The organism is Micromonospora sp. CPCC 205539, assembly GCF_036906815.1.
In the GTDB taxonomy this organism is placed as follows: domain Bacteria; phylum Actinomycetota; class Actinomycetes; order Mycobacteriales; family Micromonosporaceae; genus Micromonospora.
On sequence record NZ_JBAKHW010000007.1, the window covers coordinates 42,070 to 68,575 of the forward strand.

The 26,506-nt window shown below is 71.8% G+C and carries 26 protein-coding genes and 3 tRNA genes; 12 read left to right on the top strand and 17 right to left on the bottom strand.

All coding sequences use genetic code 11. From position 1 onward, the window contains the following. The first annotated feature begins 232 nt into the window (after window positions 1–232). Window positions 233–1,426, top strand: coding sequence for a DUF1996 domain-containing protein (locus V6V47_RS08370; protein ID WP_334627503.1), 1,194 nt, complete (start codon window positions 233–235; stop codon window positions 1,424–1,426). A 172-nt stretch (window positions 1,427–1,598) separates the two neighbouring features. Here V6V47_RS08370 and V6V47_RS08375 read toward each other — a convergent pair. Further along, window positions 1,599–1,674 (bottom strand) — tRNA-Lys (locus V6V47_RS08375). 187 nt (window positions 1,675–1,861) lie between these two features. On the opposite strand from V6V47_RS08375, the gene V6V47_RS08380 reads away from it, so the two are divergent. Both V6V47_RS08380 and V6V47_RS08385 read left to right on the top strand, forming a co-directional pair. Beyond that, entirely contained in the window at window positions 1,862–3,124 is a 1,263-nt protein-coding gene (locus V6V47_RS08380) for a L,D-transpeptidase (protein ID WP_334627504.1), read from the top strand. A gap of 252 nt (window positions 3,125–3,376) precedes the next feature. Continuing rightward, window positions 3,377–4,672 (top strand): L,D-transpeptidase, encoded by a 1,296-nt coding sequence (locus V6V47_RS08385; RefSeq protein ID WP_334627505.1) that lies wholly within the window; start codon window positions 3,377–3,379, stop codon window positions 4,670–4,672. Between the two features lie 109 nt (window positions 4,673–4,781). Here the strand turns inward: V6V47_RS08385 and V6V47_RS08390 are convergent. Both V6V47_RS08390 and orn read right to left on the bottom strand, forming a co-directional pair. Next, a tRNA-His gene (locus V6V47_RS08390) sits at window positions 4,782–4,854 on the bottom strand. A 101-nt stretch (window positions 4,855–4,955) separates the two neighbouring features. Continuing rightward, window positions 4,956–5,546, bottom strand: coding sequence for an oligoribonuclease (gene orn / locus V6V47_RS08395; protein WP_334627506.1), 591 nt, complete (start codon window positions 5,544–5,546; stop codon window positions 4,956–4,958). Window positions 5,547–5,618: 72 nt separating this feature from the next. Between orn and V6V47_RS08400 the strand changes: the two genes are divergently transcribed. Then, entirely contained in the window at window positions 5,619–6,887 is a 1,269-nt protein-coding gene (locus V6V47_RS08400; protein WP_334627507.1) for a glycosyltransferase 87 family protein, read from the top strand. Between the two features lie 32 nt (window positions 6,888–6,919). Here V6V47_RS08400 and V6V47_RS08405 read toward each other — a convergent pair whose 3' ends face one another. The 4 genes from V6V47_RS08405 to V6V47_RS08420 all read right to left on the bottom strand — a co-directional run bounded on the left by V6V47_RS08405 (window position 6,920) and on the right by V6V47_RS08420 (window position 10,758). Beyond that, a complete protein-coding gene (locus V6V47_RS08405; protein WP_334627508.1) occupies window positions 6,920–7,531 on the bottom strand; it encodes a hypothetical protein in 612 nt (203 codons plus the stop codon). A 136-nt stretch (window positions 7,532–7,667) separates the two neighbouring features. After that, window positions 7,668–8,393 carry a YcnI family copper-binding membrane protein gene (locus tag V6V47_RS08410; RefSeq protein WP_334627509.1) on the bottom strand — a complete coding sequence of 242 codons (726 nt, stop codon included), beginning with the start codon at window positions 8,391–8,393 and terminating at the stop codon, window positions 7,668–7,670. A gap of 17 nt (window positions 8,394–8,410) precedes the next feature. Continuing rightward, on the bottom strand, window positions 8,411–10,075 hold the full coding sequence (locus tag V6V47_RS08415) for a copper resistance CopC/CopD family protein (RefSeq protein WP_334627510.1): 1,665 nt from the start codon (window positions 10,073–10,075) through the stop codon (window positions 8,411–8,413). A 47-nt stretch (window positions 10,076–10,122) separates the two neighbouring features. Continuing rightward, window positions 10,123–10,758: a zf-HC2 domain-containing protein gene (locus V6V47_RS08420; protein ID WP_334627511.1), complete on the bottom strand. Its 636-nt coding sequence runs from the start codon at window positions 10,756–10,758 to the stop codon at window positions 10,123–10,125. Between the two features lie 106 nt (window positions 10,759–10,864). Between V6V47_RS08420 and V6V47_RS08425 the strand changes: the two genes are divergently transcribed. The 4 genes from V6V47_RS08425 to V6V47_RS08440 are packed head-to-tail and all read left to right on the top strand — an operon-like array spanning window position 10,865 to window position 13,815. Beyond that, window positions 10,865–11,455 carry a sigma-70 family RNA polymerase sigma factor gene (locus tag V6V47_RS08425; protein WP_334627512.1) on the top strand — a complete coding sequence of 197 codons (591 nt, stop codon included), beginning with the start codon at window positions 10,865–10,867 and terminating at the stop codon, window positions 11,453–11,455. Between the two features lie 32 nt (window positions 11,456–11,487). After that, window positions 11,488–12,012, top strand: a complete 525-nt coding sequence (locus V6V47_RS08430; protein ID WP_334627513.1) for a MauE/DoxX family redox-associated membrane protein — start codon at window positions 11,488–11,490, stop codon at window positions 12,010–12,012. Further along, window positions 12,005–12,721, top strand: coding sequence for a DsbA family protein (locus V6V47_RS08435; RefSeq protein ID WP_334627514.1), 717 nt, complete (start codon window positions 12,005–12,007; stop codon window positions 12,719–12,721). The genes V6V47_RS08430 and V6V47_RS08435 overlap by 8 nt, the downstream gene beginning before the upstream one ends. Further along, window positions 12,718–13,815, top strand: a complete 1,098-nt coding sequence (locus V6V47_RS08440; RefSeq protein ID WP_334627515.1) for a hypothetical protein — start codon at window positions 12,718–12,720, stop codon at window positions 13,813–13,815. The genes V6V47_RS08435 and V6V47_RS08440 overlap by 4 nt, the downstream gene beginning before the upstream one ends. On the opposite strand, the gene V6V47_RS08445 is transcribed toward V6V47_RS08440, so the two are convergent. From V6V47_RS08445 to V6V47_RS08460, 4 genes are read right to left on the bottom strand one after another with little or no spacing between them, the layout of a single operon-like run. Then, window positions 13,799–14,557, bottom strand: coding sequence for an energy-coupling factor ABC transporter ATP-binding protein (locus tag V6V47_RS08445; protein WP_334627516.1), 759 nt, complete (start codon window positions 14,555–14,557; stop codon window positions 13,799–13,801). The genes V6V47_RS08440 and V6V47_RS08445 overlap by 17 nt on opposite strands. Continuing rightward, window positions 14,554–15,324, bottom strand: a complete 771-nt coding sequence (cbiQ, locus tag V6V47_RS08450; RefSeq protein WP_334627517.1) for a cobalt ECF transporter T component CbiQ — start codon at window positions 15,322–15,324, stop codon at window positions 14,554–14,556. Before cbiQ ends, V6V47_RS08445 begins: the two co-directional genes overlap by 4 nt. 14 nt (window positions 15,325–15,338) lie before the next feature. After that, window positions 15,339–15,758, bottom strand: a complete 420-nt coding sequence (locus V6V47_RS08455; protein WP_334627518.1) for a PDGLE domain-containing protein — start codon at window positions 15,756–15,758, stop codon at window positions 15,339–15,341. Continuing rightward, window positions 15,755–16,471: an energy-coupling factor ABC transporter permease gene (locus tag V6V47_RS08460; protein WP_334627519.1), complete on the bottom strand. Its 717-nt coding sequence runs from the start codon at window positions 16,469–16,471 to the stop codon at window positions 15,755–15,757. Before V6V47_RS08460 ends, V6V47_RS08455 begins: the two co-directional genes overlap by 4 nt. A 181-nt stretch (window positions 16,472–16,652) precedes the next feature. Between V6V47_RS08460 and bcp the strand changes: the two genes are divergently transcribed. From bcp to V6V47_RS08475, 3 genes are all read left to right on the top strand, one after another. Then, a complete protein-coding gene (gene bcp, locus V6V47_RS08465; RefSeq protein ID WP_334627520.1) occupies window positions 16,653–17,129 on the top strand; it encodes a thioredoxin-dependent thiol peroxidase in 477 nt (158 codons plus the stop codon). 89 nt (window positions 17,130–17,218) lie between these two features. Beyond that, window positions 17,219–17,304: transfer RNA gene (locus V6V47_RS08470), tRNA-Leu, on the top strand. Window positions 17,305–17,395: 91 nt separating this feature from the next. Next, complete coding sequence (locus tag V6V47_RS08475; RefSeq protein WP_334627521.1) at window positions 17,396–17,923, top strand: GNAT family N-acetyltransferase; 528 nt, start codon at window positions 17,396–17,398, stop codon at window positions 17,921–17,923. Between the two features lie 4 nt (window positions 17,924–17,927). On the opposite strand, the gene V6V47_RS08480 is transcribed toward V6V47_RS08475, so the two are convergent. Both V6V47_RS08480 and V6V47_RS08485 read right to left on the bottom strand, forming a co-directional pair. Continuing rightward, complete coding sequence (locus V6V47_RS08480) at window positions 17,928–18,926, bottom strand: expansin EXLX1 family cellulose-binding protein (RefSeq protein ID WP_334627522.1); 999 nt, start codon at window positions 18,924–18,926, stop codon at window positions 17,928–17,930. Between the two features lie 85 nt (window positions 18,927–19,011). Beyond that, complete coding sequence (locus tag V6V47_RS08485; protein ID WP_334627523.1) at window positions 19,012–19,830, bottom strand: MOSC domain-containing protein; 819 nt, start codon at window positions 19,828–19,830, stop codon at window positions 19,012–19,014. A 124-nt stretch (window positions 19,831–19,954) separates the two neighbouring features. Between V6V47_RS08485 and V6V47_RS08490 the strand changes: the two genes are divergently transcribed. Continuing rightward, window positions 19,955–21,049, top strand: a complete 1,095-nt coding sequence (locus V6V47_RS08490; RefSeq protein ID WP_334627524.1) for an LCP family protein — start codon at window positions 19,955–19,957, stop codon at window positions 21,047–21,049. A 48-nt stretch (window positions 21,050–21,097) separates the two neighbouring features. Here the strand turns inward: V6V47_RS08490 and V6V47_RS08495 are convergent, their stop codons facing one another. The 4 genes from V6V47_RS08495 to V6V47_RS08510 form a co-directional block, all read right to left on the bottom strand. Next, a complete protein-coding gene (locus V6V47_RS08495) occupies window positions 21,098–22,555 on the bottom strand; it encodes a sugar transferase (protein ID WP_334627711.1) in 1,458 nt (485 codons plus the stop codon). 176 nt (window positions 22,556–22,731) lie between these two features. Continuing rightward, entirely contained in the window at window positions 22,732–23,958 is a 1,227-nt protein-coding gene (locus V6V47_RS08500) for an endo-1,4-beta-xylanase (RefSeq protein ID WP_334627525.1), read from the bottom strand. Window positions 23,959–23,966: 8 nt separating this feature from the next. Next, window positions 23,967–25,145 (bottom strand): polysaccharide pyruvyl transferase family protein, encoded by a 1,179-nt coding sequence (locus V6V47_RS08505; protein ID WP_334627526.1) that lies wholly within the window; start codon window positions 25,143–25,145, stop codon window positions 23,967–23,969. Next, complete coding sequence (locus tag V6V47_RS08510) at window positions 25,135–26,457, bottom strand: lipopolysaccharide biosynthesis protein (RefSeq protein ID WP_334627527.1); 1,323 nt, start codon at window positions 26,455–26,457, stop codon at window positions 25,135–25,137. The genes V6V47_RS08505 and V6V47_RS08510 overlap by 11 nt, the downstream gene beginning before the upstream one ends. Between the last annotated feature and the right edge of the window lie 49 nt (window positions 26,458–26,506).

Consider the following 26,506-nt stretch of genomic DNA (forward strand, 5'->3'; position numbering starts at 1 on the left):
TCATGAGTACGTGTGCCTTCCCTTGGTCCGCTGTTCTCGCCAAAGGGACACTGGGCTACCAGGCTTGACATTTGCTTACCATCCGGTCGCCAACGGTCGGGGCGCTGGCCGCACTACGTCCTTTAAGGATGGTTTAAGAACCTGTCGGGGACGGGGGTGCAGCGCTTAACATTCCGGCGGCCACGGTCGTCCGGCCAGCTGCTCGTGTCTTGCCTGTTGGGGAGTGACACCCGTGTCGTACGCCTCGTTCCGCGACCCCGACGCAAGCCCGGCACCGGCACGTCCCGGCCGCCCGGGGTGGTTCGCCCCCAGCAAGCTGGGCATGGCCGCCGGTGGAGTGGCCGTCGTCCTCGTGGCCGCGGCCGCAGTCGTGTACCTGGCTGACGCCCCCACCAAGCCCGACCCGTCGAACGCGGCCAACGCCCTCGCCGACACCTCGCCGGCGGCCGCGCAGCTCGGGTCGCCGAGCGCACCGCCGTCCGCCCCCGCTACGTCGACCTCTGTAACGCCGCCGGCCGCTGCCGCACCGGTGATTCCCAAGACCGGCTGGGTCCCTGTCGACCAGGCGGCCTGGAAGGCACAGGCCGACGCGTACAGAGCATTGAAGGTCGACCCCGCCCCGGCCAGCGTCGGCAACCTCCCGGAGTTCCGCGCCGACTGCACGTACAGCCACCGTCTGCCGGACGACCCGATTGTCGCGCCCGGCCTGCCGGGCGCCTCGCACATGCACTCGTTCGTCGGCAACAAGGCCCTGACCGCGAACACTCAGGCCAAGGATCTGCTGAAGTTCACGGCCACCTCCTGCAAGCCGATGCAGGACCACTCCGCCTACTGGGTGCCGACGCTCTACGACAACGCGACTGGCAAGCCGGTCGAGACCTCGGGCTTCCGGGTCTACTACCGCTCGGCCATGAAGAGCTCGACCGGTCAGATGCCCACGCCCAACGGCCTGCGCATGATCACCGGCGACGCCAAGAAGAAGCAGCCGACACCGCGTGGCGCGACCGGCCAGTTCTACTGCGCCTTCTACGGCCCCGGGGACCTCGACGGCATCGCCCGCAGCACCAACGGCAACTGGCCCATCTGCGGTGGGGACGCCACGCTGCACTTCATGATGCAGTTCCCGGATTGCTGGGACGGCAAGCACCTGGACAGCCCCAACCACAAGGACCACGTGGCGTACGGTGCCAACAACGCCTGCCCGCGCAGCCACCCGGTGAAGATCCCGGCGATCACCTTCGACATCCAGTACCCGGTGAAGGGCACCCCGGCGGGCTACTACCTCTCCTCGGACAAGGGCGGTAAGAGCGCCTCGTCGATGCACGGTGACGCCTTCGTGATGTGGGACGTCGCCACCATGAACAAGCGCACCAAGAACTGCCTCCTCCAGCGAAGGACCTGCGACAACTACGGCTACCAGAAGTAGCGGGCCGTTGGCCTACCTGGAGCGCGACGCCGACGGCGCCTCGCCTAGTGGGAGATGGGCAGCCAGACGGGTGCACGGGGTCGACGCGGGCAACCTCGTCGAGGTCGTCGCCAAAGTCGGGTGAAACAACATCTGGGCACCCACCCGTGAGGGTGGATGCCCAGATTATTGCTGGTGCGCCGCCAGGGACTTGAACCCCGAACCCGCGGATTAAGAGTCCGCTGCTCTGCCAATTGAGCTAGCGGCGCTCGTCGGCAACGGAGGAAACATTAGCACCCACCTGAGCCGGGCTCCAATCCGGTTCCCCGGCTCCCCCCTTCGGTCGAGCTTACCGGGCAAAAACCTGCAAACCGTCCAGTACGCGAAGGACGGGACCGTGGGCGAAGGCGGTGATGGGGCACTATGTCCGCCAGGTACGCGAGAACAGAGGTGGGGATGGCAGGGTTCACGCGGGCTGGGGCGGTGCTGGGTGCTCTGACCCTGGCGGCGTCGCTGGCACTGACCGGGTGTGGCGACAAGCAGAAGAAGCCGGAGTTCGTCGGCGGAGCCGGATCGAGCGCAAGCGCCGCACCTGGCGCGACCGACCCGTCCACAGCGGCGGCGCCGAGCGGGACCGCGCTGACGCTGAGCCCGGCCGACGGCACGAAGAACAGGCCGGTGAGCACGGAGATCAGCACCACACTCCCGGACGGCGCAAAGGTGTCCGAGGTCACTCTGACCGCTGCGAGCGGCGGCACGGTCGAGGGCAAGCTGCGTGCGGACGGCTCGTCCTGGGTGCCGTCGGCCCCACTGAAGTGGAGCACCCGCTACACGGCCACGCTGACCGCGACCGGGCCGGGTGGGACGACCAGCCAGGGCACGAGCAGCTTCACCACGATGGCCAAGCCGAAGTCGACCATCGGGTCCGGCCTCTATCTCTTCGACGACAAGACCTACGGGGTGGCCATGCCGGTGGTCACCGAGTTCACCCCGGGCATCCCGAAGAAGGACCGGGCGGCGGTGCAGAAGCGGATGTTCGTGAAGACCGACCCGCCGCAGCCGGGGGCGTGGCACTGGCTCGACAACGGCACGCAGGCCTACTACCGGGCGCCGGAGTACTGGAAGCCGGGCACCACGATCACGGTGCGGATCGCTCTGGCCGGCATGCCGTTGAGCAACGGCAAGTACGGCAACGTCGACCGCAAGGCCACCGCGAAGATCGGCCGGGCGTTCGAGATGAAGGTCGACAACGCCAACAAGCAGATGACGGTGTACGAGAACGGTGCGGTGGTCCGCACGTTGCCGGTGAGCCTCGGCGCGAAGAGGACCCCGTCCTCCAGCGGCACCCTGGTCGTGATGGAGAAGAAGGAGGCGACGGTCTTCGACACCCGCGACGACCCGGACCCGGCCAACCGCTATGTCACTGACATCCAGTTCGCGCAGCGGCTGACCTGGGGTGGCGAGTACATCCACGCCGCGCCGTGGTCGGAGGACAAGCAGGGCCGGGTGAACGTCTCGCACGGCTGCGTCAACGTGTCGACGGCGAACGCCCGGTGGCTGTTCGACAAGACGCGGATCGGTGACCCGATCACGATCAAGGGCACCGAGCGCAGGCTGGCCGCCGGAAACGGCTGGACCGCCTGGAGCCTGAGCTGGTCGGACTTCGTCAAGGGCAGCGCTCTCCCGGTGCCCGAGGGCGGGTCGGGCCCGGCGCTCTGAGGCGTCCGGCACGCGCGCCGGCCCGTACCGTCGGTACGGGTCGGCGCGTACCCTTGCACTGCCCGCGACGCGACGACGCCCGCGCGCGCACCCCGCAGGCCCGGCCAGGACACAAGCCAGATTCACGAAACGCCGGATACTACCCTTATTCCGGCATTTTCGTCGGCGTGTTTCGGTTCACCCTCGGCAACCGGGGCCGGCTCTCGCGCGTCAGTAGGACGATGGGTCAGGGACCACGACTGTGAGGACATCATGCGAGCTAGCCAGGACCAGCTGATCCGGCCCCGTGGGCGACGCCGCGCACTCGCTGTGGGGCTACTCGCCGTGGCGCTGACCTTGACGTCCGCCTGCACCGACAGCGACGGCGGCGGAAAGCCGTCCTCGTGGCAGGGCGGCGGTCAGAGCGAAGCCCCGAAGGCGGCGGCGACGATCAGCGAGCCGGCGGCCGACGCCAAGGACGTGCCGGCGTCCACCGGCATCACCTTCACGACGAAGGACGCCACGAAGACCGCCGTCGAGCTCAAGGACGCGGGCGGCAAGGCGGTCGAGGGCACCCTCGCCGCGGACGGCAAGAGCTGGGTGCCGGTCGGCGCTCTGGACTACGGCACGAGCTACACGGCCACGGTGACCGCTACCGGTGACGACGGCCGTCCGGCCACCGCGACCAGCACCTTCACCACGATGGCGAAGCCGAGCAACCAGGTCCGCGTGAGCAGCTTCCTCGGCGACAACCAGGTGGTCGGGGTCGGTATGCCGCTGATCGTGAAGTTCAGCCGGGCCATCCCGGAGAGCTACCGCGACGACGTACAGCGCCGGATGACGGTGAAGTCCACGCCGGCCCAGGAGGGCATCTGGCACTGGGTGAGCCCCACCGAGGTGCGGTACCGGCCGAAGACGTTCTGGAAGGCCGACAGCAAGGTCTCCTACCGGGTGCAGGCCGGCGGCCTGCCGATGGGTGACGGCTGGTTCGGGCGCGCCGACCTCAGCGTGGACGTCAAGATCGGCCCCTCGCTGGTCATGACGGTGGACGACAAGACCAAGCGGATGACGGTGACCCGCAACGGCTCCGTGATCAAGACCATCCCGGTCAGCCTGGGCAAGAAAAGCACGCCGTCGTCCAGCGGGACCATGGTGGTGATCGAGAAGCTGCGCAAGACGGTCTTCGACACCATGGAGGAGCTGGGCCCGGAAGAGGGCTACCGCACGAAGATCGACTACGCCCAGCGGCTCACCTGGGGCGGCGAGTTCATCCACGCCGCCCCCTGGTCCGAGGGGCAGCAGGGCACCACGAACGTCTCGCACGGCTGCGTGAACGTCTCGATGGCCAACGGTGCCTGGCTCTTCAACAACACCCGGGTCGGCGACCCGATCACGGTCAAGGGCACGATCCGCAAGCTCCAGAACGGCAACGGCTGGACCGACTGGAACATGAGCTGGGACCAGTACGTCAAGGGCAGCGCCCTGCCGTACGAGCCCGCAGCCGACCCGGACGCCGCAGCCACCCCCGGCGCCACGGGCAGCACCCCCACCCCCACGCCGACCGCGTAACAGCCGCACACGCGAAAGCCCCCTCCGCGGAGGGGGCTTTCGTCGTTTCCATCCCCGAACAAACGACTGAGGCCCCCTCGTGAGAGGAGGCCTCAGTCGCAACTCGCTGGGTGACTGATGGGAATTGAACCCACGACAACCGGGACCACAACCCGGTGCTCTGCCAACTGAGCTACAGCCACCATGCCGCCGTCGCCCGGTGAATCGCCCCGGGCGGGGTGCGGACCAATAATAGCCACACCCCGGCCGACCGCGTCCAGCGGGTTCCCGGGTCAGCGTGCGCTCAGAGCTCGGCGGCGATCGCCTTGGCCGTCTCCACGTCCGGGCCGGGCAGCGGGACGAAGACGGTCCGTCGGTAGTACTCCAGCTCGCGGATGCTCTCCCGAATGTCGGCCAACGCCCGGTGCGCCAGGCCCTTCTGCGGCTGACCGAAGTACACGCGGGGGTACCAGCGCCGGCAGAGCTCCTTGATCGAGGAGACGTCGATCATCCGGTAGTGCAGGTGCGCGTCGAGGCGCGGCATGTCCCGGGCGATGAAGCCCCGGTCCGTGGCGATCGAGTTGCCGCACAGCGGGGCGGTACGCGGGTCCTTGACGAAGCTGCGGACGTACTCCAGGACCCGGTCCTCGGCCTCGGCCAGGGTGACCGCCGAGCGGCGGACCTCCTCGGTGAGGCCGGACTTGGCGTGCATCGTCTGGACGATCTCCGGCATCGCCTCCAACGCGGCCTCGTCGGCGTGGATCACCACGTCGACCCCGTCACCCAGCACGTTGAGGTCTGGATCGGTGACCAGTGCCGCAACCTCGATCAGCTTGTCCCTGCCGAGGTCCAACCCGGTCATCTCACAGTCGATCCAGACGAGAAGATCAGCCACCGGGACAGCCTACGCGTCGCCGCCGACCCGCGGCTGCGCGCTCTCGCCGGACCAGCCCGCTAGGGTTTCGGGGTGCCAGCCGAACCAGTCGCACCGCCCGCCGTCACCGACGACGATCCCGGCGGCCGTACGGTCCGTCGGCTGGTCGCCGTGGTGGCGCTGATCGCCGTGCTCCCGGCGCTCTACCTGCCCGGCCTGGTGCACAACTTCTTCGACCTGAAGATCTACATGTCCGCCATGGACTGGTGGACGGCGGGCAACCCGCTGTACGACTACGTCCAGCCGGACCGGGTGCAGGGTGAGCTGTACTTCACCTACCCGCCGTTGAGCGCGCTGCTGCTCTGGCCGTTCGGGCTGCTGCGGCTGGGCGCCACCGTGACGATCTTCACGGTGCTCACCGTGGTGGCCCTGGTGGTGACCACCCGGTGGCTGGTGACGCCGGTGATCGCCCGGCACGACCTGCCGCGGGCGTTCACCCTGACCGTCGCCGTGCTGTTGGTGCTGGCGGTGGAGAGCACCCGCGAGACGATCACCTTCGGACAGATCAACATGCTGCTGGTCGTGCTGATCCTGGCCGACCTGCTGTTCGCCGTACCGCAGGGGCGGCGCTGGGCCGGGGTCGGCATCGGGCTGGCGACGGCGCTCAAGCTCTTTCCCGGCATCTTCATCGTGTATCTGCTGGTCACCCGGCGGTGGCGGGCCGCGGCGGTGGCGAGCGCGACCGCAGCGGCGGCGACCCTGCTCGCGGCGGTGGTCGCACCCGGCGACTCGTGGCGGTTCTGGACCCACGAGTTGTGGGCCACCGATCGGGTGGGGCGCACCGACTACACCGGCAATCAGTCGCTCTTCGGGCTGCTCAGCCGCTTCAGCGCGCCGGACAAGCCGAACCAGTTGCTGTGGCTGCTGGTGGTCGCCGTGGTGGCCGCCTACGGGCTGTGGCGGGCGGTGCGCGCGGCCCGGGCCGGCGACGGGTTGACCGGCCTGACCCTGACCGGGCTGGTCGGCGCCCTGGTCAGCCCGATCACCTGGACCCACCACATCTACTGGTTCGTGCCGGCGGTGGTGCTGCTCACCGACGCGGCGCTGGCGGCGAGAGGCCCGGACGAGGTGCGTCGGCGACGGTGGCTGGGCGGGCTCGCGGTGGGCACCGCAGTCCTGATCATCTACGGCGTGGTGTCGTTCCACGACTGGGGCGTGGCCCCGGTCCGCACCGACGACCCGGTGGACTTCGTGCTTCGCAACGGGTACGTGCTGCTCAGCCTGCTGTTGCTGGTGGCCCTGCCGGTCCGGCCGGCCCGTGCGACGGAAAAGTCGCACCAAATGGACAGATCTCCCCAGTAGTCACGATCAGCGCTAATCTGGGCTCACCTACCTCAAGCGTCGCTCGGGTAGCACCGATCCCCCGGTGAGGGTGGCCCTCCGTGTCGGCAGCGCGGAGGGCCACTCGCCGTCTCATCCACCACCACCGGCCGGGGCGTGGGCCCAGGGGCGGCCGGCGGCCAGGCCAGGCTGAGCGTCACCTGCGGCGGGCCGGGCATCCGGGGCGGCGTCTCCAGGTCGGCGAGAGTGGCTGGGCGGACGGCGCCGAGCGCCGATCGGGACCGCTCGCCCGCGCCGGAGGCGACCGACGCGAACTGCCGTTCGCCCACGCCTGAGCCGACCGAGGTGAGTTGTCGCTCGGCCGGCAGCGGCCGGGCCGGGTCGCCGTCGTCGGCCGGTCGGGCGCGCAGACCGCTCAACGAGCTGACCCCGAGCCGGCCGGCGAGCACCGGCACCTGGTCCGGCTCGACCACGAAGACCACCTCGCGCGGGCGCAACGGTCGCAGCAGGAGCAGCACCGCACACGCCACCAGCAGCACCCCCACGGCCAGGAGCCCTCCGGGATCGGCGTGCCGGGTCACCAGCCAGAGCGCTCCGCCGGCGAAAAGCGCCGGAATCCCGATGACCAACAGCAGCATTCCGGCGACCACCCGCACGAACCGCATCCGTTCCGTCTCCCTCCGTAGCCAGGTACCCGGCAGACCTTACCGACGTACGCCGCTTGATCTGCGGATATTCATGGCACGGCCAAAAGCACGCTGGCCCGCCGGATGCTCCGGCGGGCCAGCGGGTGCGGCGGGGTCAGGACTTGGCAGCCGGCTCCCGGCGGGTCCGCGCGAACGCCAGCCCGCCCAGCACCAGGCCGGCCAGACCGGCGACGAGCCCGGCGATGCCGAGGCCGAGCGCGGCGCCGTTGCCCTCGTCCTCGTCATCGTCGTCCCCGTCGGCGACGGCCGCGGCGGCCGGCGCGGCCGATGCCGACGGCGCGGCGGCGGTCAGGGTGAGCACCGGCGCCGGGTGCTCCGGCTCGGTGCCGGCCGCCGGCGGGTCGATCCAGCGCACGATGTTGCCGTCCGAGTAGGTCTGCAGGGTCTTGAAGACCATCGAGTCGACCTTCGGCAGCGGGCCCAGCGAGACCGGGAACTCCTGGAACTGGCCCGGCTTCACCGCCGCGTCGCCGGTTGCCGTCCAGGTCAGCTTGGCCACCGCCTCGGTGAGCTGGCTGCCGTGCACCTCGATCGGCGGGTTCACCTTGCGCTTCTCCACCGCCAGCGTCCAGCCGGGAACCGGCATGGTCGACACCGAGCCGATCGGGGATTCCTCCGGCAGCACCACCTCCACCTTGGTGGTCGACGTGCTGTCGCTCTCGTTGGGCACCCGGAACGCCACCCGGGCGTAGCCACCCTGAACCGCCTCCTTCGGGTTCACGGTGACGTGAGCCGAGGCGGGCCCGGCGAAGCCGAGGACAGCGGTGGCGGTGAACGCCAGGGCGGCAGCGGCGGTTGCGGTGCGCCGGAGTCGGATCATGGGATTCGGGAACCTCTCTAACGGATGGGCACGGTGGCGGTCACCGTGGCCTGGTCGATGTCGGTCGTGCGGACGGTGAACGTCAGTTGCCACTCACCGGCGGCCGGCAGGCTGACGTCGCCGTACGCGTGGTAGTCCGTCAGCGGCAGCAGCGGGACCTCGATCGGCTCGATCCCGGCCGACGGCAGGGCGGCGGTCGCCCGCCACTCCTTGACCGGCTGCGGCTTGTTGTCCTTGGTGTAGGCGTACAGGTGCAGCGAGTTGTTGCCCCGCGTGGCCGGGTCCAGCTCGACCTGCAACGAGAACAACGGGCTGGACAGGGTGGTGGTGAAGAGGCCCGCCTCGATCCCGGCCGGCTCGGCGGCGGCGGTCCGCGCGGGAGTGGTCTGCACCAGCGTCGCGGACAGGCCCAGCACCACCACGGTGACGGCCAACTCCACCCAGACCGCCCGACGCACCGGCACCGGCCGTTGCGCCGCGACGCGCCGACGCACCAACTGCCGGGAGTACGCGGCCACCGCGATCACCACCGCGAACAGCCCGATCTTGGCCAACAGCAGTTGTCCGTACGTGGTGCTGACCAGAGCGCTCGGGGTCGCCACCTCGATCAACGCCTGGACGGTGCCGGCCAGCAGCAGCGCCGAGACGGCGAGCGCCGCCCAGCGGGACCAGATCGGCAGGATCGCGCTCAGCTCCCGTTCGTCGGCCTGGCGCAGCAGGAAGCCGCCGAGCATCAACAGGCCGCCCAGCCAGACCGCCATGCTGCCCAGGTGCACCGCGTCGACCACCACGGAGACCGCCGGTGCCGGGGAGGCCGCCGGGTGCCCGGCCAGCGGCCAGGTCAGCAGGGCGGCGGCGCCCAGCACGGCCAGGATGATCGAGTCGGCGCGGCCGGCCGGGCGGGTCAGCAGGGGCCGGAGCAGGAACACCGAGGCCGCCAGCAGGCCGAGCCGGACGAGGTGGGCGGCGCCGAAGGCGCTGCCGAACACGCTGCCGAACCCCTCGCCGGTGACGTCGAAGAGGCCACCGCCGGCGGTGTAGGGCACCTGCAACCACAGGTCGGCGAGGGTGGCGAAGGCCACCAGGCCGAGGCCGGTCCAGGCCAGCCGGCTCGGGCCCCGCCGGGACAGCCGCCGCGGCCACAGCGCGGCGAGCACCAGCGCCGGCCCGACCAGCAGCACCAGGCCGACGTAGCCGAGGAACCGGGCCACCTTCACCCCGGCGCCGACCACCGGGTCGGCTCGGCTGTCGGTGCCGTCGTCGACCGGCGGAGCCGAGGGCGCACCCACCGAGTAGGTGAACGCGCCGGAGACCGGGTGGCTGTCGGCGGAGATCACCCGGAAGCTGACCAGGTAGGTGCCGCGCTCCCCGGCCGGATCCACCGGGATCGTCACCGCGGTGCCGTCGAAGCTCGGCTCACCCCGATCGGCCCGGGAGCCGTCCGGTGCGATGACCCGGATCTTGCCGGGCACCTTGCGCACCGACTCACTGAAGGTGAGGACCACCTCGGACGGCCCGCTCGGCACCACCGACGAGGCGGCCGGGCTGCTGCTCTCCAGCACCGCGTGGGCACTGGCGGGGGTGGCCGGAGCGATCAGCAGGGCGACGACGGTGACCAGGAGGCCGGCGGTGGCGGCCAGCCGGGCGAGCCAGCGGCGGGGGGCGACAGTCATGTCAGCCATGCTCGCCGACCGGAGTGGATCTCGGCGACCCGAGGCGGGTGAGCGGCTCACCCGCGCCCCGTCGCCAGCGCCGGCGCGAGTGGCCGGTCGTCCCCGCCGGTGCGGCCCAGCGCCCACAGCAGCCCTGCCTGCACCACGGCGGCCAGGTGGCCGGCCTCGTGCACCAGCGCGGTCGTCGAGTTGGCGATGTCCACCACGCTGGTGCCGGCCAGGCAGACCGCCAGCACCAGGGCCACCGGCAGGAACGCGCGGGCCCGCTCGGGTCGCCAGGCGGCCAGCGCGAAGCCCACCGCCAACGCGACGTCGAACGAGGCCATCTCCCGACCGGTGTGCGGGTCAGCCGACACGCCCAAGCCGGCGAGCAGGATCGGCAGGGCGATGGCCAGTTGGGCCACCGCGGCCACCGCCACCGCGATCCGTAGCACCTGCCGGCGTGCCTGCCGGACGGCGGCCGGGCTCCGGGAGGCGGAGTCGGCGGCTACCGCGGCCAGAACGGTCGCGGTCAGGTCGGGCACCTCCACCGGCTGCACCCGGAGCAGCCGGGTCACCTGCTCGGCCTGGGCCAGCCAGTGGCGGCAGCCGGCGCAGGTGGCGGTGTGGGCGTCCAACACCGTCGGCGACGCCTGCGGATCCTCCCCGTCCAGCCGCGCCGACAGCGCCGCGCGTACGTGGTCGCATGTCATGACGGGTAGTCGACCGGCGGCGGGGAAAAGTTCCCGACGTGTCGCAGGACATCCGCAAGCCGAACGACTCCGCTGCCGCGCCCCGCGCCGCGTAATCTGGTTTGTCGTGATCCCCGCCCCGCGCGACACCGGCGCCGCCGGCCCGGCCGACCCGGCCGGTGACCTCGCCCGGGACGCCGCCACCGAGTGGGCGCTGACCGCGCGCTCCGGCGATCCGGCCGCCCAGGCCGCGTTCGTCCGACTCACCCAGGTCGAGGTCTGGCGCTTCGCCGCCGCCCTGGTCGACCCGGACAGCGCCGACGATCTGACCCAGGAGACGTACCTGCGGGCGTTCCGGGCGCTGCCGTCGTTCGAGGGGCGCTCCAGCGTCCGCACCTGGCTGCTCGGCATCGCCCGGCGGACCTGCGCGGACCACCTGCGCACGGTGGTGCGCCGCCGCCGGCTCGACGAACGGCTCGCGGCGAACGCGTACACCGACCGCCCGCACCCGGACCCGGCCGGTCAGCTCGGCGCCGCCGATCTGGTGCGCCGGTTGAGCCCCGAACGGCGCGGCGCGTTCGTGCTCACCCAACTGCTCGGTTTGTCGTACGCCGAGGCCGCCGCCGTCGAGGGAGTGCCGGTCGGCACCATCCGATCCCGGGTCGCCCGGGCCCGTGACGAGCTGGTCGAGGCGGTCGGCGACGCCATGACCGGCTGAGCCCGGAACTTCCGGCGGAGACGGAACGACAAATGACCGTGACAGCACCTCGCACCGGGGCCGCCCGCTGGCCCGTGATCCGGCCCTGGCTCGGCGTCGCAGCCCGACTCGGCCTCGCCGCCGTCTGGCTGGTCGCCGGCGCGTCGAAGGTCGGCGACCTGGCCGCGTCCGGCCGGGCCGTGAACGCCTACCAGGTGATGCCGTACGACGTGGCGACCGTGGTCGGCGCGGCGCTGCCGTTCGTCGAGCTGGCGCTGGGCGTGCTCCTGCTGGTCGGGTTGGCCACCCGACTCAGCGCCGGGGTCTCCGCCGCACTGCTGGTGGTCTTCATCGTGGGGATCTCCTCGGCCTGGGCACGGGGTCTGTCCATCGACTGCGGCTGCTTCGGCAGCGGCGGGCAACTCGGCGCGGGGGAGGCCCCCAGTTACCTCCCGGAGATCCTGCGCGACCTGGGATTCTTGGTGCTGGCCGGATTTCTGCTGACCTGGCCACGTACGCCCATCTCGGTGGATACGTGGCTGTCCGGTGAACCCGCCGTGGAGGACGAGGATGAGTAGTCGCAAAGAGCAGCGGGACGCGGCCCGGGTGGTGCGTGAGCAGTTGGCCCGCGAACGGCGGCGCCGACGCACGATCTGGGTCTCCGTTGCCGCCGTCGCCGTGCTGGTGATCGCCGGCCTGATCGGCTGGGGCGTCTGGTCGAGCCAACGCTCGGACGGCTTCACCACCCCGCCCGGCGCGAACGGGCCCGGCACCGGCATCGTCACCGGCGACGGGCCGGTCACCATCGACGTCTACGAGGACTTCCAATGCCCGGTCTGCAAGCAGTTCGAGCAGGCCAGCGGGGCCACGTTGGAGCAACTGGTGGCCGAGAAGAAGGCGAAGGTCGTCTACCACCCGGTGGCCTTCCTCGACCGCTTCTCCACCACCGAGTACTCCACCCGCTCCTCGGCCGCCTCCGGCTGCGCGGCGGTCGGCGGGAAGTTCCATGAGTACGCCAAGGCGCTGTTCGACAAGCAGCCACCGGAGGGCAGCGCCGGGCTCACCAACGACGAGTTGATCGACATCGGCGTCGGCGTGGGGCTCGACCGTGGCTCATTCGGCGGCTGCGTCAAGGACGGCACGTACCGGACGTGGACCGGACACGTCACCGACCAGGCCAGCCGCGACAACGTCACCGGCACGCCGACCATCCTGGTCAACGGTAAGCCGGTAGAGGACCGCAGCCCGGACGGTCTCACCGCGGCCGTGGCGGCGGCCGGTAAGTGATCCGTACCCTGCTGGCCCGTGCCGGATTGGTGGCCGCCGCCGCCGGCGCGACCACCCTGCTCGCCGCGGCGCCGGCCGCCGCGCACGGCGCGGACGCCCCGGACGGCACCGACTACCGCACCCGCACCAGCGGCGTCGCGCCGGCCCGCCCCGGACTCGAGGTACGCGTCATCGAGGCGGGCGCCCGGCTGGAGCTGACCAACCGCACCGGCCGCCCGATCGAGATCATCGGCTACTCCGGTGAGCCGTACCTGCGGGTCGGCCCGGACGGGGTCTTCGAGAACACCCGGTCCCCCGCCACCTACCTCAACCAGACCATCGCCGGGGACACCGCGCTGCCCACCGAGGCCGACCCGGCAGCCCCGCCGTCCTGGCGGCGGATCGCCGACGGGACAACGGCACGCTGGCACGACCAGCGCGCGTTGTGGCAGGAGTCGGCACCACCGGACGCTGTCCGGGCCGCGCCGGACCGGGAGCACCGGGTCCGGGACTGGACGATCCCGCTGCACGACGGCGCCGACCCGGTGCAGATCAGCGGCACACTGGACTGGGTGCCGCCGCCGGACGCGTACACCTGGTGGGCGGTGACCATCGTGGGGCTGCTCGCCGTCGGCGCGCTCGGCCTGCTCGTCGCCACCGCGCCGGCCGGCGTCCGGGCGCTGTCCGCGCTCGGTGCGCTGCTGATCGTCGGCGGCGCGGTCGCCGTGGCCTACCCGGTGGGCCGGGAGCTGGACGCCGGTGCCCAGGGCGTCGGCGGGGTGCTGCTCGGGCTGCTGTCCGGGCAGGTCTGGTCCCTGCTCACCGGCCTCGGTGCGATCGCCGCCGGCGGCTACGCGCTGACCCGCCGCCCGGCCGCCGACTTCGCGATGGCGCTGGCCGGGGCCTGCGTGGCGCTCTTCGCCGGGGTGGCGAACGCCGCGGTGTTCGCCCGGTCGGTCGCCCCGGTCCCCTGGTCAGCCGAGACCGCCCGGATCATGGTGGCGCTGGTGCTGATCACCGGAGCCGGCGCGACCGCCGCCGGCGTCCTCCGCCTCCACGCCGCCTCCCGAACCCCCGCCGCGCCAGGCAGGGTGCGGATCACGGCTGAGGAGTGAAGCCGTAGGGGAGTTCCAGGCGGTGTTCGGCCAGCAGCGAGGAGTCGGCCAGGAGAGCCGGGGTGGGGGCGTCCGCCACGATCCGGCCGCCGTCCAGGATCACCGAGCGGGGGCACAGCTCCGCCGCGTACGGCAGGTCGTGGGTCACCATCAGCAGCGTCACCGGCAACTCGCGCAGGATCTCGGCCAACTCGCGCCGGGCCGCCGGGTCCAGGTTCGACGACGGCTCGTCCAGCACCAGGATCTCCGGGTGCATGGCGAGCACGGTGGCCACCGCCACCCGGCGACGCTGCCCGAAGGAGAGGTGCTGAGGCGCCCGGCCACGGTGCTCGCTCATCCCCACCGCGGCGAGCGCCTCATCCACCCGGGCGGCCAGCTCAGCCCCGCGCAGGCCCAGGTTGGCCGGCCCGAACGCGACGTCCTCCGCGACGGTGGGCAGGAAGAGCTGGTCGTCCGGGTCCTGGAAGACGATCCCCACCCGGCGGCGCACCTCGGCCAGGGTGGCCCGGTCCGGTGTGACGGTCAGCCCGCCGACGCTCACACTGCCCTCGGTCGGCGTGAGGATGCCGTTGAGGTGCAGCACCAACGTGGTCTTGCCGGCGCCGTTCGGCCCGAGCAGCGCCACCCGGTCCCCGCGCGCGACCGTCAGGTCCACCCCCTGCAGGGCCACCTGCCCGTCCGGGTACGCGTACCGGACACCACGAACGTCCAGCGAGACAGCGGTCTGCACAGCACCGATCATGTCAGCACGACAGCGGTGGCGGCGATGGAGGCCGCCAGCACCGGCACGGTCGCCGCGACCAACCACTGGCCAGGGGTGGCCGCGCCGTCGCCCTGCCACACCGCCGGCATACGGCCGGAGTAGCCCCGGGACAGCATCGCCAGGTACACCCGCTCACCGCGTTCGAAGGCGCGCAGGAACAGCGCCCCGATCCCGGCGGCGAAGCCGCGCAACTGCCACAGGAAGCGCGGGTCGTCACCCCGGGAGATCCGGGCGACCCGCATCCGCCGCGCCTCGCCGACCAGCACGTCGAGGTAGCGCAGCATGAACGTGGCGATCTGGGTGAACACCTGCGGGCAGTGCAGCCGATCCAGGCCGACGATCAGGTCCCGAGTGGTGGTCGTCGCGGCGAGCAGCAGCGAGGCGAGGACACCCAGGGTGCCCTTGGCCACGATGTTCCACGCGCCGTGCAGGCCGTCCTCGGAGAGCCGCAGGCCCAGCACGTCGACCCGTGGACCGCTGCCGAGGAACGGCAGCGCGACCGCGAAGAGCACGAACGGCAGCTCGATCAGCGCCCGGCTGAGCAGCCACCGCGGCCCCACCCGGGCCAGCGCCGCCACCGCCACCACCAGCAGGGCGTACGCCCCGAAGGCCCAGAACGCCGTGCGCGGGGTGGCGACCACGGCGACGGTGAAGACCACCATCGCCACGATCTTGACCTCGGGCGGGAGCCGGTGCACCGGCGAGTCCGACTCGCGGTACAGCACGTGCCCGTGACCGGCGCCCATTCGCGTACCCCTGCTCAGCTGGCCGCGTCGGCGCGGACGTCGTCGGACGCCGCGGCGTCGACCCCGGCGGGCGTCGTCGCGGTGGCCGTGCCCGCCGCCGTGCCCCGGCGGCGCAGCAGCCAGAAGCCGCCAGCGCCGACCGCGAAGGTGAGCAGCACTCCGAGCACCCCGGAGAGACCCGTGGAGAGGAAGCCGTTCTCCACGCCACGCACCCCGTAGTCGGCGAGCGGGCTGTCCGCCAACTCGTGATCCCGGGCCTGCTGGGCGGGGCAACTGCCGCCGGTGATGGTGTCGTCGGCGTCGACGGTGCAGCCCTTGAGCAGGGAGGAATCCAGCCCGTCGGGGTGGGAGGAGGCGTAGTTGCTCACCACGCCGGCCAGCAGCAGGGCGACCAGCAGGCCACCGACCAGGAAACTCCAGGAACGGTTCTTCACCGGACACCTCCGACGGCCGCAACGGTGGGGACGGCGGACGTGCGCAGCCCGCGGAGCGCGTACACCAGATCGGGGCGCACCTTCGCCACGGTCACCACGGTGGTCGCGGTGATCAGGCCCTCGCCGATGCCGATCAGCAGGTGGGCCCCGGCCATCGTGCCGGCCAGGCCGGTCAGGTTGCTGCCCAGGTCGGTGGTGCCGCCCAGCCAGTATTCGAGGACGAAGCCCTGGGAGGCGACGACGACGCTGAGCACGGCGGACACGAACGCGGTCACGGCCAGACCGGCCGGCGTGCGGGGCAGCACCCGCAACAGCAGTGCGATCAGCAGGTACGCCGCGGCGGTGCCGATCAGCGCCATGTTGGTGATGTTGAGGCCGAGCATCGCCACGCCGCCGTCGCCGAAGACCAGTGCCTGCACGACCAGCACCACGGCCACGCAGAGCGCGCCGACCCAGGGGCCGACCAGCATCGCGGCGAGCGCGCCTCCGAGCAGGTGACCGCTCACCCCCGCCGTGAAGATCGGAAAGTTCAGCATCTGGACGGCGAAGATGAACGCGGCCACCAGGCCGGCCATCGGCGCCAACCGGTCGTCGAGGTCACGCCGACCACGCAGGACGCAGGCGGTGAGCGCAGCGAGGGCGAGCGCCGCGAAGATCGCTGCGACGGGGCCCTCGATGATCCCGTTCGAGATGTGCATCGCCAGGGTTCTCACGCGACCTCCCACGCGTCAGCCGGCCCGGCCGGGTCGGCGCGATCAGCCTATTTCCCAAGCCTCGCTGTTGCCAGACTCTGGCAACAAGGCATGGTGTTGATCACCTTTGCGGCCGGGGAGCTCGGCCGGACGGCGCGCCGCCGACGACGGCACCGGCCGGTCCGGCGGTAGGGTCGGGGCCATGACCGCGCCCGACCGCCTCTCCCCCGGTGACCCCGCGCCCGAATTCACCCTCGCCACCGACACCGGTGACCAGCTCTCCCTGGCCGACCTGCGAGGCCGCAAGGTGGTCCTGTACGCCTACCCGGCGGCGATGACCCCCGGCTGCACCAAGCAGGCCTGCGACTTCCGCGACTCGCTCGCCTCCCTCCAGGCCGCCGGCTACGAGGTGGTCGGCATCTCCCCCGACAAGCCGGAGAAGCTGGCCAAGTTCCGCGACCGCGACGCGATCACCTTCCCGCTCGTGTCGGACACCGACAAGGCGGTCCTGATCGCCTACGGCGCATACGGCGAGAAGCAGCTGTACGGCAAGACCGTGACCGGGGTGATCCGCTCGACCTTCGTCATCGACGCCGACGGAAAGATCGAACGGGCACTCTACAACGTCAAGGCCACCGGCCACGTCGCCAAGCTCCGCCGCGACCTCGGCCTCGACTGAGGCTGTCGCACCGGATTCACGCGCGACCGTCCCGAGGGAGGCCGGGGCTCAACACCGTCCAAGCCAGACGCTCTAGACTCAGCGCGTTGGCGGGAGTGGCGTAATGGCAGCCGCGATAGGTTTAGGTCCTATTGTCCGAAAGGGCGTGGGGGTTCGAATCCCCCCTCCCGCACCAGTCAACGCACCCGGCCCGCCTGCGGGCCGAGCTTGTCGGGCTCGTCACGGTCGTGGGCCGTGGGCCTGGTCGCCGGGTCAGGATGATCGTCGTGAGCCTGCGCTTCATCCTCGACCCCGAGCTGACCCCCCATCTGCGCGCCGAGATCGTCGCCCTCTGGGTGGACGTCACCAACGCCGGCGGAGCGGTCGGCTTCGTGCCGCCGGTCACCACGGCCGACGTACGCGCCACCGCCGATCCGACCTTCGCCGGGATCGCGGACGGACCGGACCGGCTGCTCCTCGGGTACGCCAACGACCGACTGGTGGCCCTGCTGATCTTCAGCGACAACCGGTTCGGGCTGAAGGCGCACTGGTGCGTGCTGAAGCGGGTGATGGTCCACCCGGACACCCAGGGCAGCGGGTACGGCTCGGCGCTGATGCGCGAGGCCGCCCGGCTGGGGCGGGAGCTGGGCCGCGAGGCGCTGCACGTGACGGTGCGGGACGGGTTGGGGTTGGACGGGTTCTATCGCCGCCTGGGCTACCGGGAGATCGGCCGGCTGCCGGGCGCGCTGCGGCTGGCGCCCGGCGACGACCGGGACGAGGTCCTGATGTGGCTCGACCTCATGCCGACCGACTGACCGGTCAGCCTTCGCACCAGCGGGCCGTCGCGCCGGCCGGCCGGGTGGCCGCCGCGTCGACCACCGCCGGGGCCGAGGCGCTCACCGGCGTCTTCTGGGCCGGGCTGCGGGCCGCTGTCGGCGTTCCGCCGGGCCGGGCGGTCGACGGCCGGGACGGACGCGCGGTGGTCGCGGCCGAGCCACGGTCGTACATCCGCACCACACTGGTCTGCACCTGACCGGGCGCCATCCGGATGCCGGCGACGGTGACGCGGTGGCCGTACACGTCGCTCACCCGCAGGCTGTACGGGCCGGGGCCGGCGCCGGAGGCGATCAGCCAGTAGTTGTAGTCCTGGCGAGCGGCCGACCGCCAAGGGCCCGAGGTGCCCTGCCGGACCTCGACCGAGCGCAGTGGGTTGCCGTGGTTGCCGACGCGTACGGCGAACCACCACTGCGAAGCGCCCTCCTTGATCCGGAAGGTGAGTGGGCCGGGCAGCGGCGGGTTCACCACCGCGCGGTAGGTGACCGGGACGAGGCCCTGGACCGGGTTGGCGATCCGGGCGAACGCCTCCCGGGACAGGTCGAGATGCCCGGGGGCGCACTCCGGGCACTGATCCATGATCAGCACGCGGACCGTCCCCTTCGGGCCGGTCACGTCGAGGAATCCGCCGCAGGCGGCACCCGCCGAGTATTCCGTCGGGCCGAGTGCGACGTAGAGCCGATTGGGCGGCGCGGCCGGGTTCGAGCAGTTGCCGCCGGCGCCGTTCGAGTCGTAGAAGGTCGCTTTTCCGCTGTGCGCGGCGGTGCCGGTGGGCGGGGCGACGGCGAGTGGACGGCCGGCGGCGCAGGCCGGGGTGGAGCCCGCGCGCAGCGTCAGGGTCAGTCCGAGCACCGCCGCGAGGGCGGTGACACCGGCGGCGACCAACCAGGGCGCCGGGCCGAAGGAGCGCCGGGGTCGATCGTCCGGGGCCCGTTCCACATCCAGGTCGATGTCGACGCCGCCGGGAGCGCTTGCGTCCGTCACGCGGGCGATGCTGCCGGACCGCGCGCGAGGGGACAAGCCGGCTAAGCCAAAGCTAAGACAGCATCGACGGATAGTGAACGGTGGGTCAGGAGTCGACGACGATCGGCGCACCCATCGCCAGTGGTCCACTGTCGACGGGCACGAGGTGCAGCCCGAAGAGCAGCTTCTGCTGGACGTTGCGGTGCCGGCCGAGCGTGCGCAGTGGCTCTTTGCCGCGTACCCCGGTCTCCTGGTCGGTCGTGGTCACCACGCAGCGCTCGCACGGCCCCGCGGCGCGGAAGCGCAGGTCGCCGATGCGCAGCGACTGGCCGACCCAGTCGTCCTCGGCCCAGGCGGGCGCCCCCTCGACCACCAGGTTGGGCCGGAACCGTGCCATCGGCACCGGCTCCTCGCCGGCCTCGGCCAGCCAACCGTTGAGGGCGTCGAGGGAGGCGGCGTTCGCCAGCAACAGCGGGTAGGCGTCGGCGAAGCTGACCTGGTCGCCGGTGTCGTACGGGCGCTCCTCGACAGCCAGGTGCCGGGTTGGCTGGGCCAGCCAGACCAGCCGTACCGGCCGGCCGAGCAGCGCGCCGAGCCAGGCGTCGGCCGCCGGACCGGCGGCCAGGGCGGGGACCGGGATGTGCCGGTGGCGGAAGGTGCGCACGTCGATCTGGTCGCCGCCGGTCGGCTCGGGTACGTCGATGTCGGGCTGCCCGTCCGCGCGCAGCGACAGGCCACCGGTGTGGACGGCGGCACGCAGGGCGACCATTCGCGGCGTGTCCCGCTGCGTCACGCCGATGCCGTCGGCGTCCACGACCATCCAGCGCCGGTCGCCGGCCAGGCCCCACGGCTGCACGAGCGCACCGTCGTGGTCGAGCCGGTGACAGCCCTTGACGGGGTACGTGTGGATCGAGGTCAGCCGCACCCGGCAACCATGCCATGCCGTCGTCGCGGTCGGGGACCTCGCCGGTCCAGTTTGGCCTGATGGTGGGCGGTGGTGGCCGGACGAGGGTACTCGTTCGTAAATAAGGTTCAGTACGATCGCGCCCATGTCACGTCCTGAACAGACCGCCGATCCCGGCGCGGACCCGACCACCGGTGTCACCGACGGGCCGGAGCCGGTCGAGGGGTCAGAGCCGACCGAGACGTCCCCGGGCGAGGCGCCGCCGCGCCGTCGCCGGTGGCGGCGCGTCGTCCTGATCAGCCTGCTGGTGCTGGTGCTGGTCGGTGCTGGTGGCGTGGTGGCCGGTGGGCTCTACCTGCGATCGGTCGAGTCGGACATCGAGCGGGTCGACGCCTTCCAGGGTGTGCCCGAGGAGTCCCGCCCGCAGCCCGTCGTCACCGGAGCCATGAACATCATGATCCTGGGCAGCGACTCCCGCGATCCGGAGAAGACGAGCGGCTCGCGGACCGACACGATCATCCTGGCGCACCTGCCGAAGGACCGCTCGAGCGTCCAGTTGATCTCGATTCCCCGCGACACCTGGGTGGCGGTGCCGAAGTCCAAGGACGGCAACCACGGCGGTCGGGACGCGAAGGTCAACGCCGCGTACGCCTGGGGTGGGGTGCCCCTCATGGTGCAGACCGTGGAGTCGTTCACCAAGGTCCGGGTGGACCACGTGGCTCTGATCGACTTCGCCGGCTTCAAGGAGATCATCGACGCGCTGGGGGGTGTCGACATCAACTCGGAGAAGTCCTTCACCTCGATCCACCCGCCGTTCCGCACCTTCAAGCAGGGTGTGCAGCGGATGAACGGCGAGGCGGCGTTGGACTACTCCCGCCAGCGCAAGCAATTCGCGGACGGTGACTTCGCCCGGATCCGTCACCAGCAGCAGGTGATCCGGGCCATCATCGACAAGGTCTCCTCGGGCGGCATCATCACCAACCCCGGCAAGCTGAACAGCTTCCTCCAGGCCACCTCGGGCTCGGTCTCGGTGGACAAGGGCCTGTCTCTGCTGGACATGGCGACGCAGCTCCGCGACATCCGGGGCGGGAACATGATGTTCCTCACCAGCCCGACCAAGGGCACCGGGCAGGTCGGCTCGGAGAGCGTGGTGTTCGCCGACACGACCCGGGTCAAGTCGTTCTACGAGGCGGTCCGCCGGGACTCGGTCAGCGAGATCGTCAGCGCCGGAAAGAAGTGACCGGGCCGGTGACGGGGTGGGGCCGCGAGGCCGCCACCCCGTCACGGGTCAGTAGGCCCCGCGCCGCGCCAGCACCACGCTGACCGTCTTCCACAGGATGGCGAGGTCGTAGATCAGCGACCAGTTGTCGACGTAGTGCAGGTCCAGTCGGACCGCGTCGTCCCAGGTCAGGTCGGAGCGGCCGGAGATCTGCCAGAGGCCGGTGATGCCCGGTCGCACCAACAGCCGTCGCCGTACGTCGCCGCGGTAGTCGTCGTCCTCGGTGGGGAGTGGCCGCGGACCGACCAGCGACATCTGCCCGCGCAGGACGTTGATCAGTTGCGGCAGCTCGTCCAGTGAGAGCGCCCTGAGGTGCCGGCCGATCCGCGTGACCCGGGGATCGTCCTTCATCTTGAAGAGCAGCCCGTCGCTCTCGTTACGGTCCCGCAGAGCCGCCAGACGCTGCTCGGCGTCGGTGTACATGGTCCGGAACTTCCAGACCTTGAAGGCCCGACCCTCGTGGCCGATCCGGGTCTGTCGGAACATCACCGGGCCCGGGTCGCCGACCCGGATCGCCACCGCGATGGCGAGCAGCACGGGGCTCAGCACCACCAACCCGACCAGCGCGGTGAGCCGGTCGAGGACGCTCTTGGCCAGCAGCGACAGGCCGGAGATGGTCGGTTCGTCCACGTTGAGCAGGGGCAGACCCTCGATCGGCCGGACGTGGATGCGCGGCCCGGTCACGTCGGTCACCTGTGGGACCACCACCAGGTTCAGGCCGGTGCCCTCCAACTGCCAGGCCAACTTGCGCAGTTCGTACGACTCCAGGCTCGCCGGACCGCAGACGGCGATGGTGTCCGCACCGAGCTGCTGCACCAGCGGCACCAGGTCCCAGCCGACGTAGACCGGCACCGGCGCGGTCACCCGCTCGCCCGGCCGGGGGTGGCGGGGCAGGTGGATGGCGATCGGGTGCAGCCCGGCGCCCTGGTTGCGCGTCACCACCTCGTGCAGGGCGAGCGCGTCCGAGAGCCGCCCGACCAGGAGCACCTGCTGCGACGCCCGGCCGCCTCGTCGGATCCGCCGCAGCACCACCCGGGCCGCGAAGCGGGCCACCAACGTGTAGAGCAGCAGGCAGATGATGACGGCGGCGACCGTCGCCCGGGACAGGTCCTTCTTGAAGCCGAGCGCCAGGAACGAGACCGTGGCGGCCATCGCGAGGTTGGCCCGGGCCACCCGCTTGAGCTCCTCGGTGCCCAACCCGAGCACCCGCCGGTCGTACGCCCCGGCGGCGCCGAGCATGATCAGCCAGCCCAGGGGGACGCCGAGGTTCACCACCAGGGTGAACGAGCTGACGTCCCCGAGCACCTGCTGGTCCCAGAAGCCGGCGTCGGCCTCGTCGAGCAGGGCGACCACCGTCCGGCTTGCGGCCAGGGCGACGAGCACGTCGAGCAGGACGAGGCAGGCGACGTACCGCCTGCGCCAGTTGGACCGCGGCGCGACGGGACGCGCGAACACGGACCGGGCCATACCGTTGGAGGGAGGGGTGATCACCCCCAGCTCGGGGTCGTACCTCGGTGTCTGCTGGGGTGTGACAGCTGAGAGGAACTGGGTGTTGGCGGACACGAGCTTCCTTTCCACCGATACATGTCGTCGAAGCTGGGAACGGTTGGCACGGCGCTCACCCGGTCGCCGTGTCGATCCGCTCAGTCGGGGCTCGGAGCGGCTCCGCTGGGGCGCGGAAGCCGCCGCAACTCGTCGATCAGGGCGGCGTGGGCGGGCTTCGGGACCAGCGCCGCGTTGAAGAGGCAGGCCGCGCCGTACCCCTGGTGGTAGCTGGGGATCCAGCTGCGCGCGTCGGTGAAACCCCACACGGTGAACGAGACGCAGGCGGGCACGGCGAGACAGGCTTGGAGCATCTGCCGGTAGAGCGCCGCCTGGCGGTCCAGCTTCGCGGCGGTCTCCGGCAGCTCGATGCGGACGTCGAGTTCGGTGATCGCCACCGACACGCCGAGTTGCGCGAAGCGGCGCAGGTTACCCAGCAGGTCGCGTGGCTGCTCGTTCCACCTGAGGTGGCTCTGGAAGCCGACCCCGTCCACCGGCACCCCGGAGCGGCGTAGGTCCCGGACCATGGCGAGCAGGGCATCGGCCTTGCGGGTCCGACCCTCGACGCCGTAGTCGTTGATGAACAGCCGCGCGCCGGGGTCGGCCGCGTGCGCCCACCGGAACAGGTCGGCCACGTAACCGGGGCCCAGCTTGCGCAGCCACAGCGTCTCGCGCAGCGAGCCGTCCTCGTCCAGCGCCTCGTTGACCACGTCCCACGCCCAGACCCGACCCCGGTAGCGGGAGACCACGGCGGTCACGTGCTCACGGAGCACCGTCCGCAGCTGATCCGACGACCAGGACGGGTCCACCCACTTCGGTACGTCGCTCTGACCCAGCAGGGTGTGGCCGTACACCGCCTGGTCGTGCTGGTCGGCGAACTCGACGAGCTGGTCGGCGCCGGCCCACGCGTACACGTTGGGCGACGGTTCGAGGTTGCCCCATTTCATGGCGTTCTCGGGCGTGACGGCGTTGAACTCCGCGCCGAGCAGCTCGGCGTACTCCGGGTCGAGGCTCATCCCCCGGCCGTCCGCCGCCGACCCGATGCGGACGCGGGGCGGCATCAGGTCCCGGAGCACCGGCCGCTGGGGCACGGTGGGTGCCGAGCTGGTCGGCGCGGCGGGAGCGGCCCGGTCGCCGGGGGACCGCTTGGCGCCGCACGCCACCGCCAGGCCGGCCACCAGCAGCACGACCACCACCACCAGCGTGAGCGCCACGGGCAGCACCGGCACCCGACGGGATCGCCGGCCCGTGGGGTGGCCCGGCCCCATCCCCGGCGGCTGGACGAACGCCAGCCCCGGCGTGATCGGCTCCCGCTCCTGCGTGGTCACCCGGTCGGTCACTCCGGTGACGGACCCGCTGCGGGACCGAGCGCCCACGGCGCCCGGGTGAAGTTCCACCGTGCCCGCTCGGCGAAGACCTCGCGCGGCAGACCGGGCGTGCTCGGGTCGGTGAGCAGGCTGGCCATCATGCGTGTCACCTCCGCCGGGTCCTCGGGCACCCGGCCGAGCCGCAGCGTGGGCGGCTGGCTGATCTCGTCCAGAAAGTCGTCGCACTTCTGCTGGTACGGCACCAGTGCGAAGGGCACGCCGGCCAGGTAGGCGAAGACCGCCCCGTGCAACCGCATGTGCAGGCCCAGGTCACACTGCTTCATCTCGGCCCAGCACGCCCGTACGCCGTCGCGCGCGGTCACCACCCGGACGTCGCAGTGGTCGGCGACGGCGGCGCGGAGCCGCTCGCTGACCTGCTCGTCGCCGTGCTCGGGGTGGGTGTTGAAGACGAACACGGTGACGTCCACCGGCTCCTTGAGCACCAGCGCCCGAACGCCCTCGACCAGGGCGTCCTCGCGTCGCCGTACCTCCGGAGCGGCGGCCTCGTAGTCGACGCCGAGCAGGGTCACCCCGAGCCGCGCCCGGGCACCCGGGGCCGGGCGGGGTCGACGCGGCGGGATCGGCTCGCCGAGCGCCTCGGGCAGCAGACCGGCGAGGTCGCCCGCGGGGATGAGCAGACCGGGGTAGCCGGCCCGGCGGAGCACCTCCGCCGAGGCGGAGTCGCGGACACCGATGACGTCGATCCGCTTGAGCACCTCGACCAGGCGGCGTTCGGCGGCGGCGGACAGGAACGGACCGACCGAGACACCGACGGCCGCCATCGGATGCCCGGAGAACCGGCTGAACAGCGCGAACAGCTTCTTCTCGCTGAGCCGGCCCATGTCCCGGAAGACCGAGCCACCACCGAAGACCAGCATCGAGGACCGGCTCAGCAGGGCGGCCTTCGTGAGCAGTGCACCGGCCCGCTCGGCGGCCCCACGGCCGCCGTACCACCGAGCGCTCATGCCGGTGGTCCCCTCGGGCAGGTCGGCCATCGGCGGGGCGGCGAAGACGGGTTGCGCGGCACCCCAGTAGGTGCGGGTCGCCCAGTCCAGGACGACGCAGAAGGCGTTGTCCCCCACGTTCTCCATGCCGTAGTACCCGACGACGAGGGGACGCCGGGCCGCCGCGCTCGGTTCAGGACGCACGTGGAGTCTCCCTTGTCAGGCGCCGGCGCAGATCGTGCCACGGTGGCAGAGGAGCGTCACCGACCACCCGTCGGCGTACCGCGATCCAGAACAGCACACAGAGGACGATCTCGGCCAGGACGGTCGCCACTGCCGCACCCATGATGCCCCAGACCGGGGTGGCGATCGCCAGGGCCACGAGGAACACCAGGGCTCCCACCCCCTGGTAGGCGACCTTTCGACGGAGCAGGCCACCGCTGGTGAGCAGTGAGGCCACTGCGGCGCCTCCGAACCGGAACGGGATGGCCAGGGCGAGCACGGCCAGGACCCGGGCGGACTCCCGGTACTCCTCGCCGAGCAGGAAGGGCAGTGTCGGCAGCCCGCCGAGTGCCACCAGCAGCGCGATGACGGCGCCGAGCGCCACCATCCCGGTGCCGCCGTAGCGGTACGCCATCAGGATCGCCCCGCGGTCGGTGCCCGACCAGCGGTGCAGCTTGGCCAGGAAGTACTGCTGGTAGACCACCCGGGGGACGAGGTACACGGCGGTCAGCACGGACATCGGCACCGACAGCACCGCCGCCGCCTCGGGGCCGCTCACCTCGGCGACCACCACTGTGCCCAGGTACATGCCCAGCAGGTAGAACACGTTGCCCAGCACGAACGGAGTGGCGGCCCGGGCGACCCGGGTCACCGGCACCGCGGGCCCGGGTGGCGACGTGGTGTCCGGCCGCTGGTGCCCCTCCAGCGGCATGTCACCGCGGACGAAGGGCCGCATGACGAGCACGCAGGCCAGCACCGTGAGCAGGGCGACCACGGCGTAGCCGGCAGCGGCGGCCACCACCGACAACCCGAACAGCCACACGGCCAGCACCACCACGACCCGGCCCAGGTGCGGCGCGACCTGAAGCGCGGACAGGCCGGCGTACGCGCCGCGGAGCTGCTGCACCGACGCGACGAGGGCCAGACCGGCCTGCGCCACGATCACGCTGGCCAGGAGCGCGCGGACTGCCCCGGAGTCGGCGTCGGCGGGCCACTCGGCGAGGCTCCACGCCATCGTGGCGGCGACGAGCGCCGCACTCGCGACCAGCACCAGCCGGAGCGACGGACCCACCCAGCGGTGGGCCCGTCCGCCCTCCTGCCCGAAACGCTGCAACCACAGCTCGGAGACGCCGAACACCGCCAGCGGCGCGGTCAGCGACACCACGGCGAGTGCCGCGGTGAACGTGCCGAACGCGGCCTGCGGAAGGCTGCGGGCCAGCAGGATCTGCGTGGCGAACGCCGCGACGGTGACACCCACCTGGCTCAGGCCGAGCATGCTCAGGTGGGCCAACACGCGGATCACCCGGCCGCGCGGAGCCCGTGGGCGCGCCGGTACGGCGGGG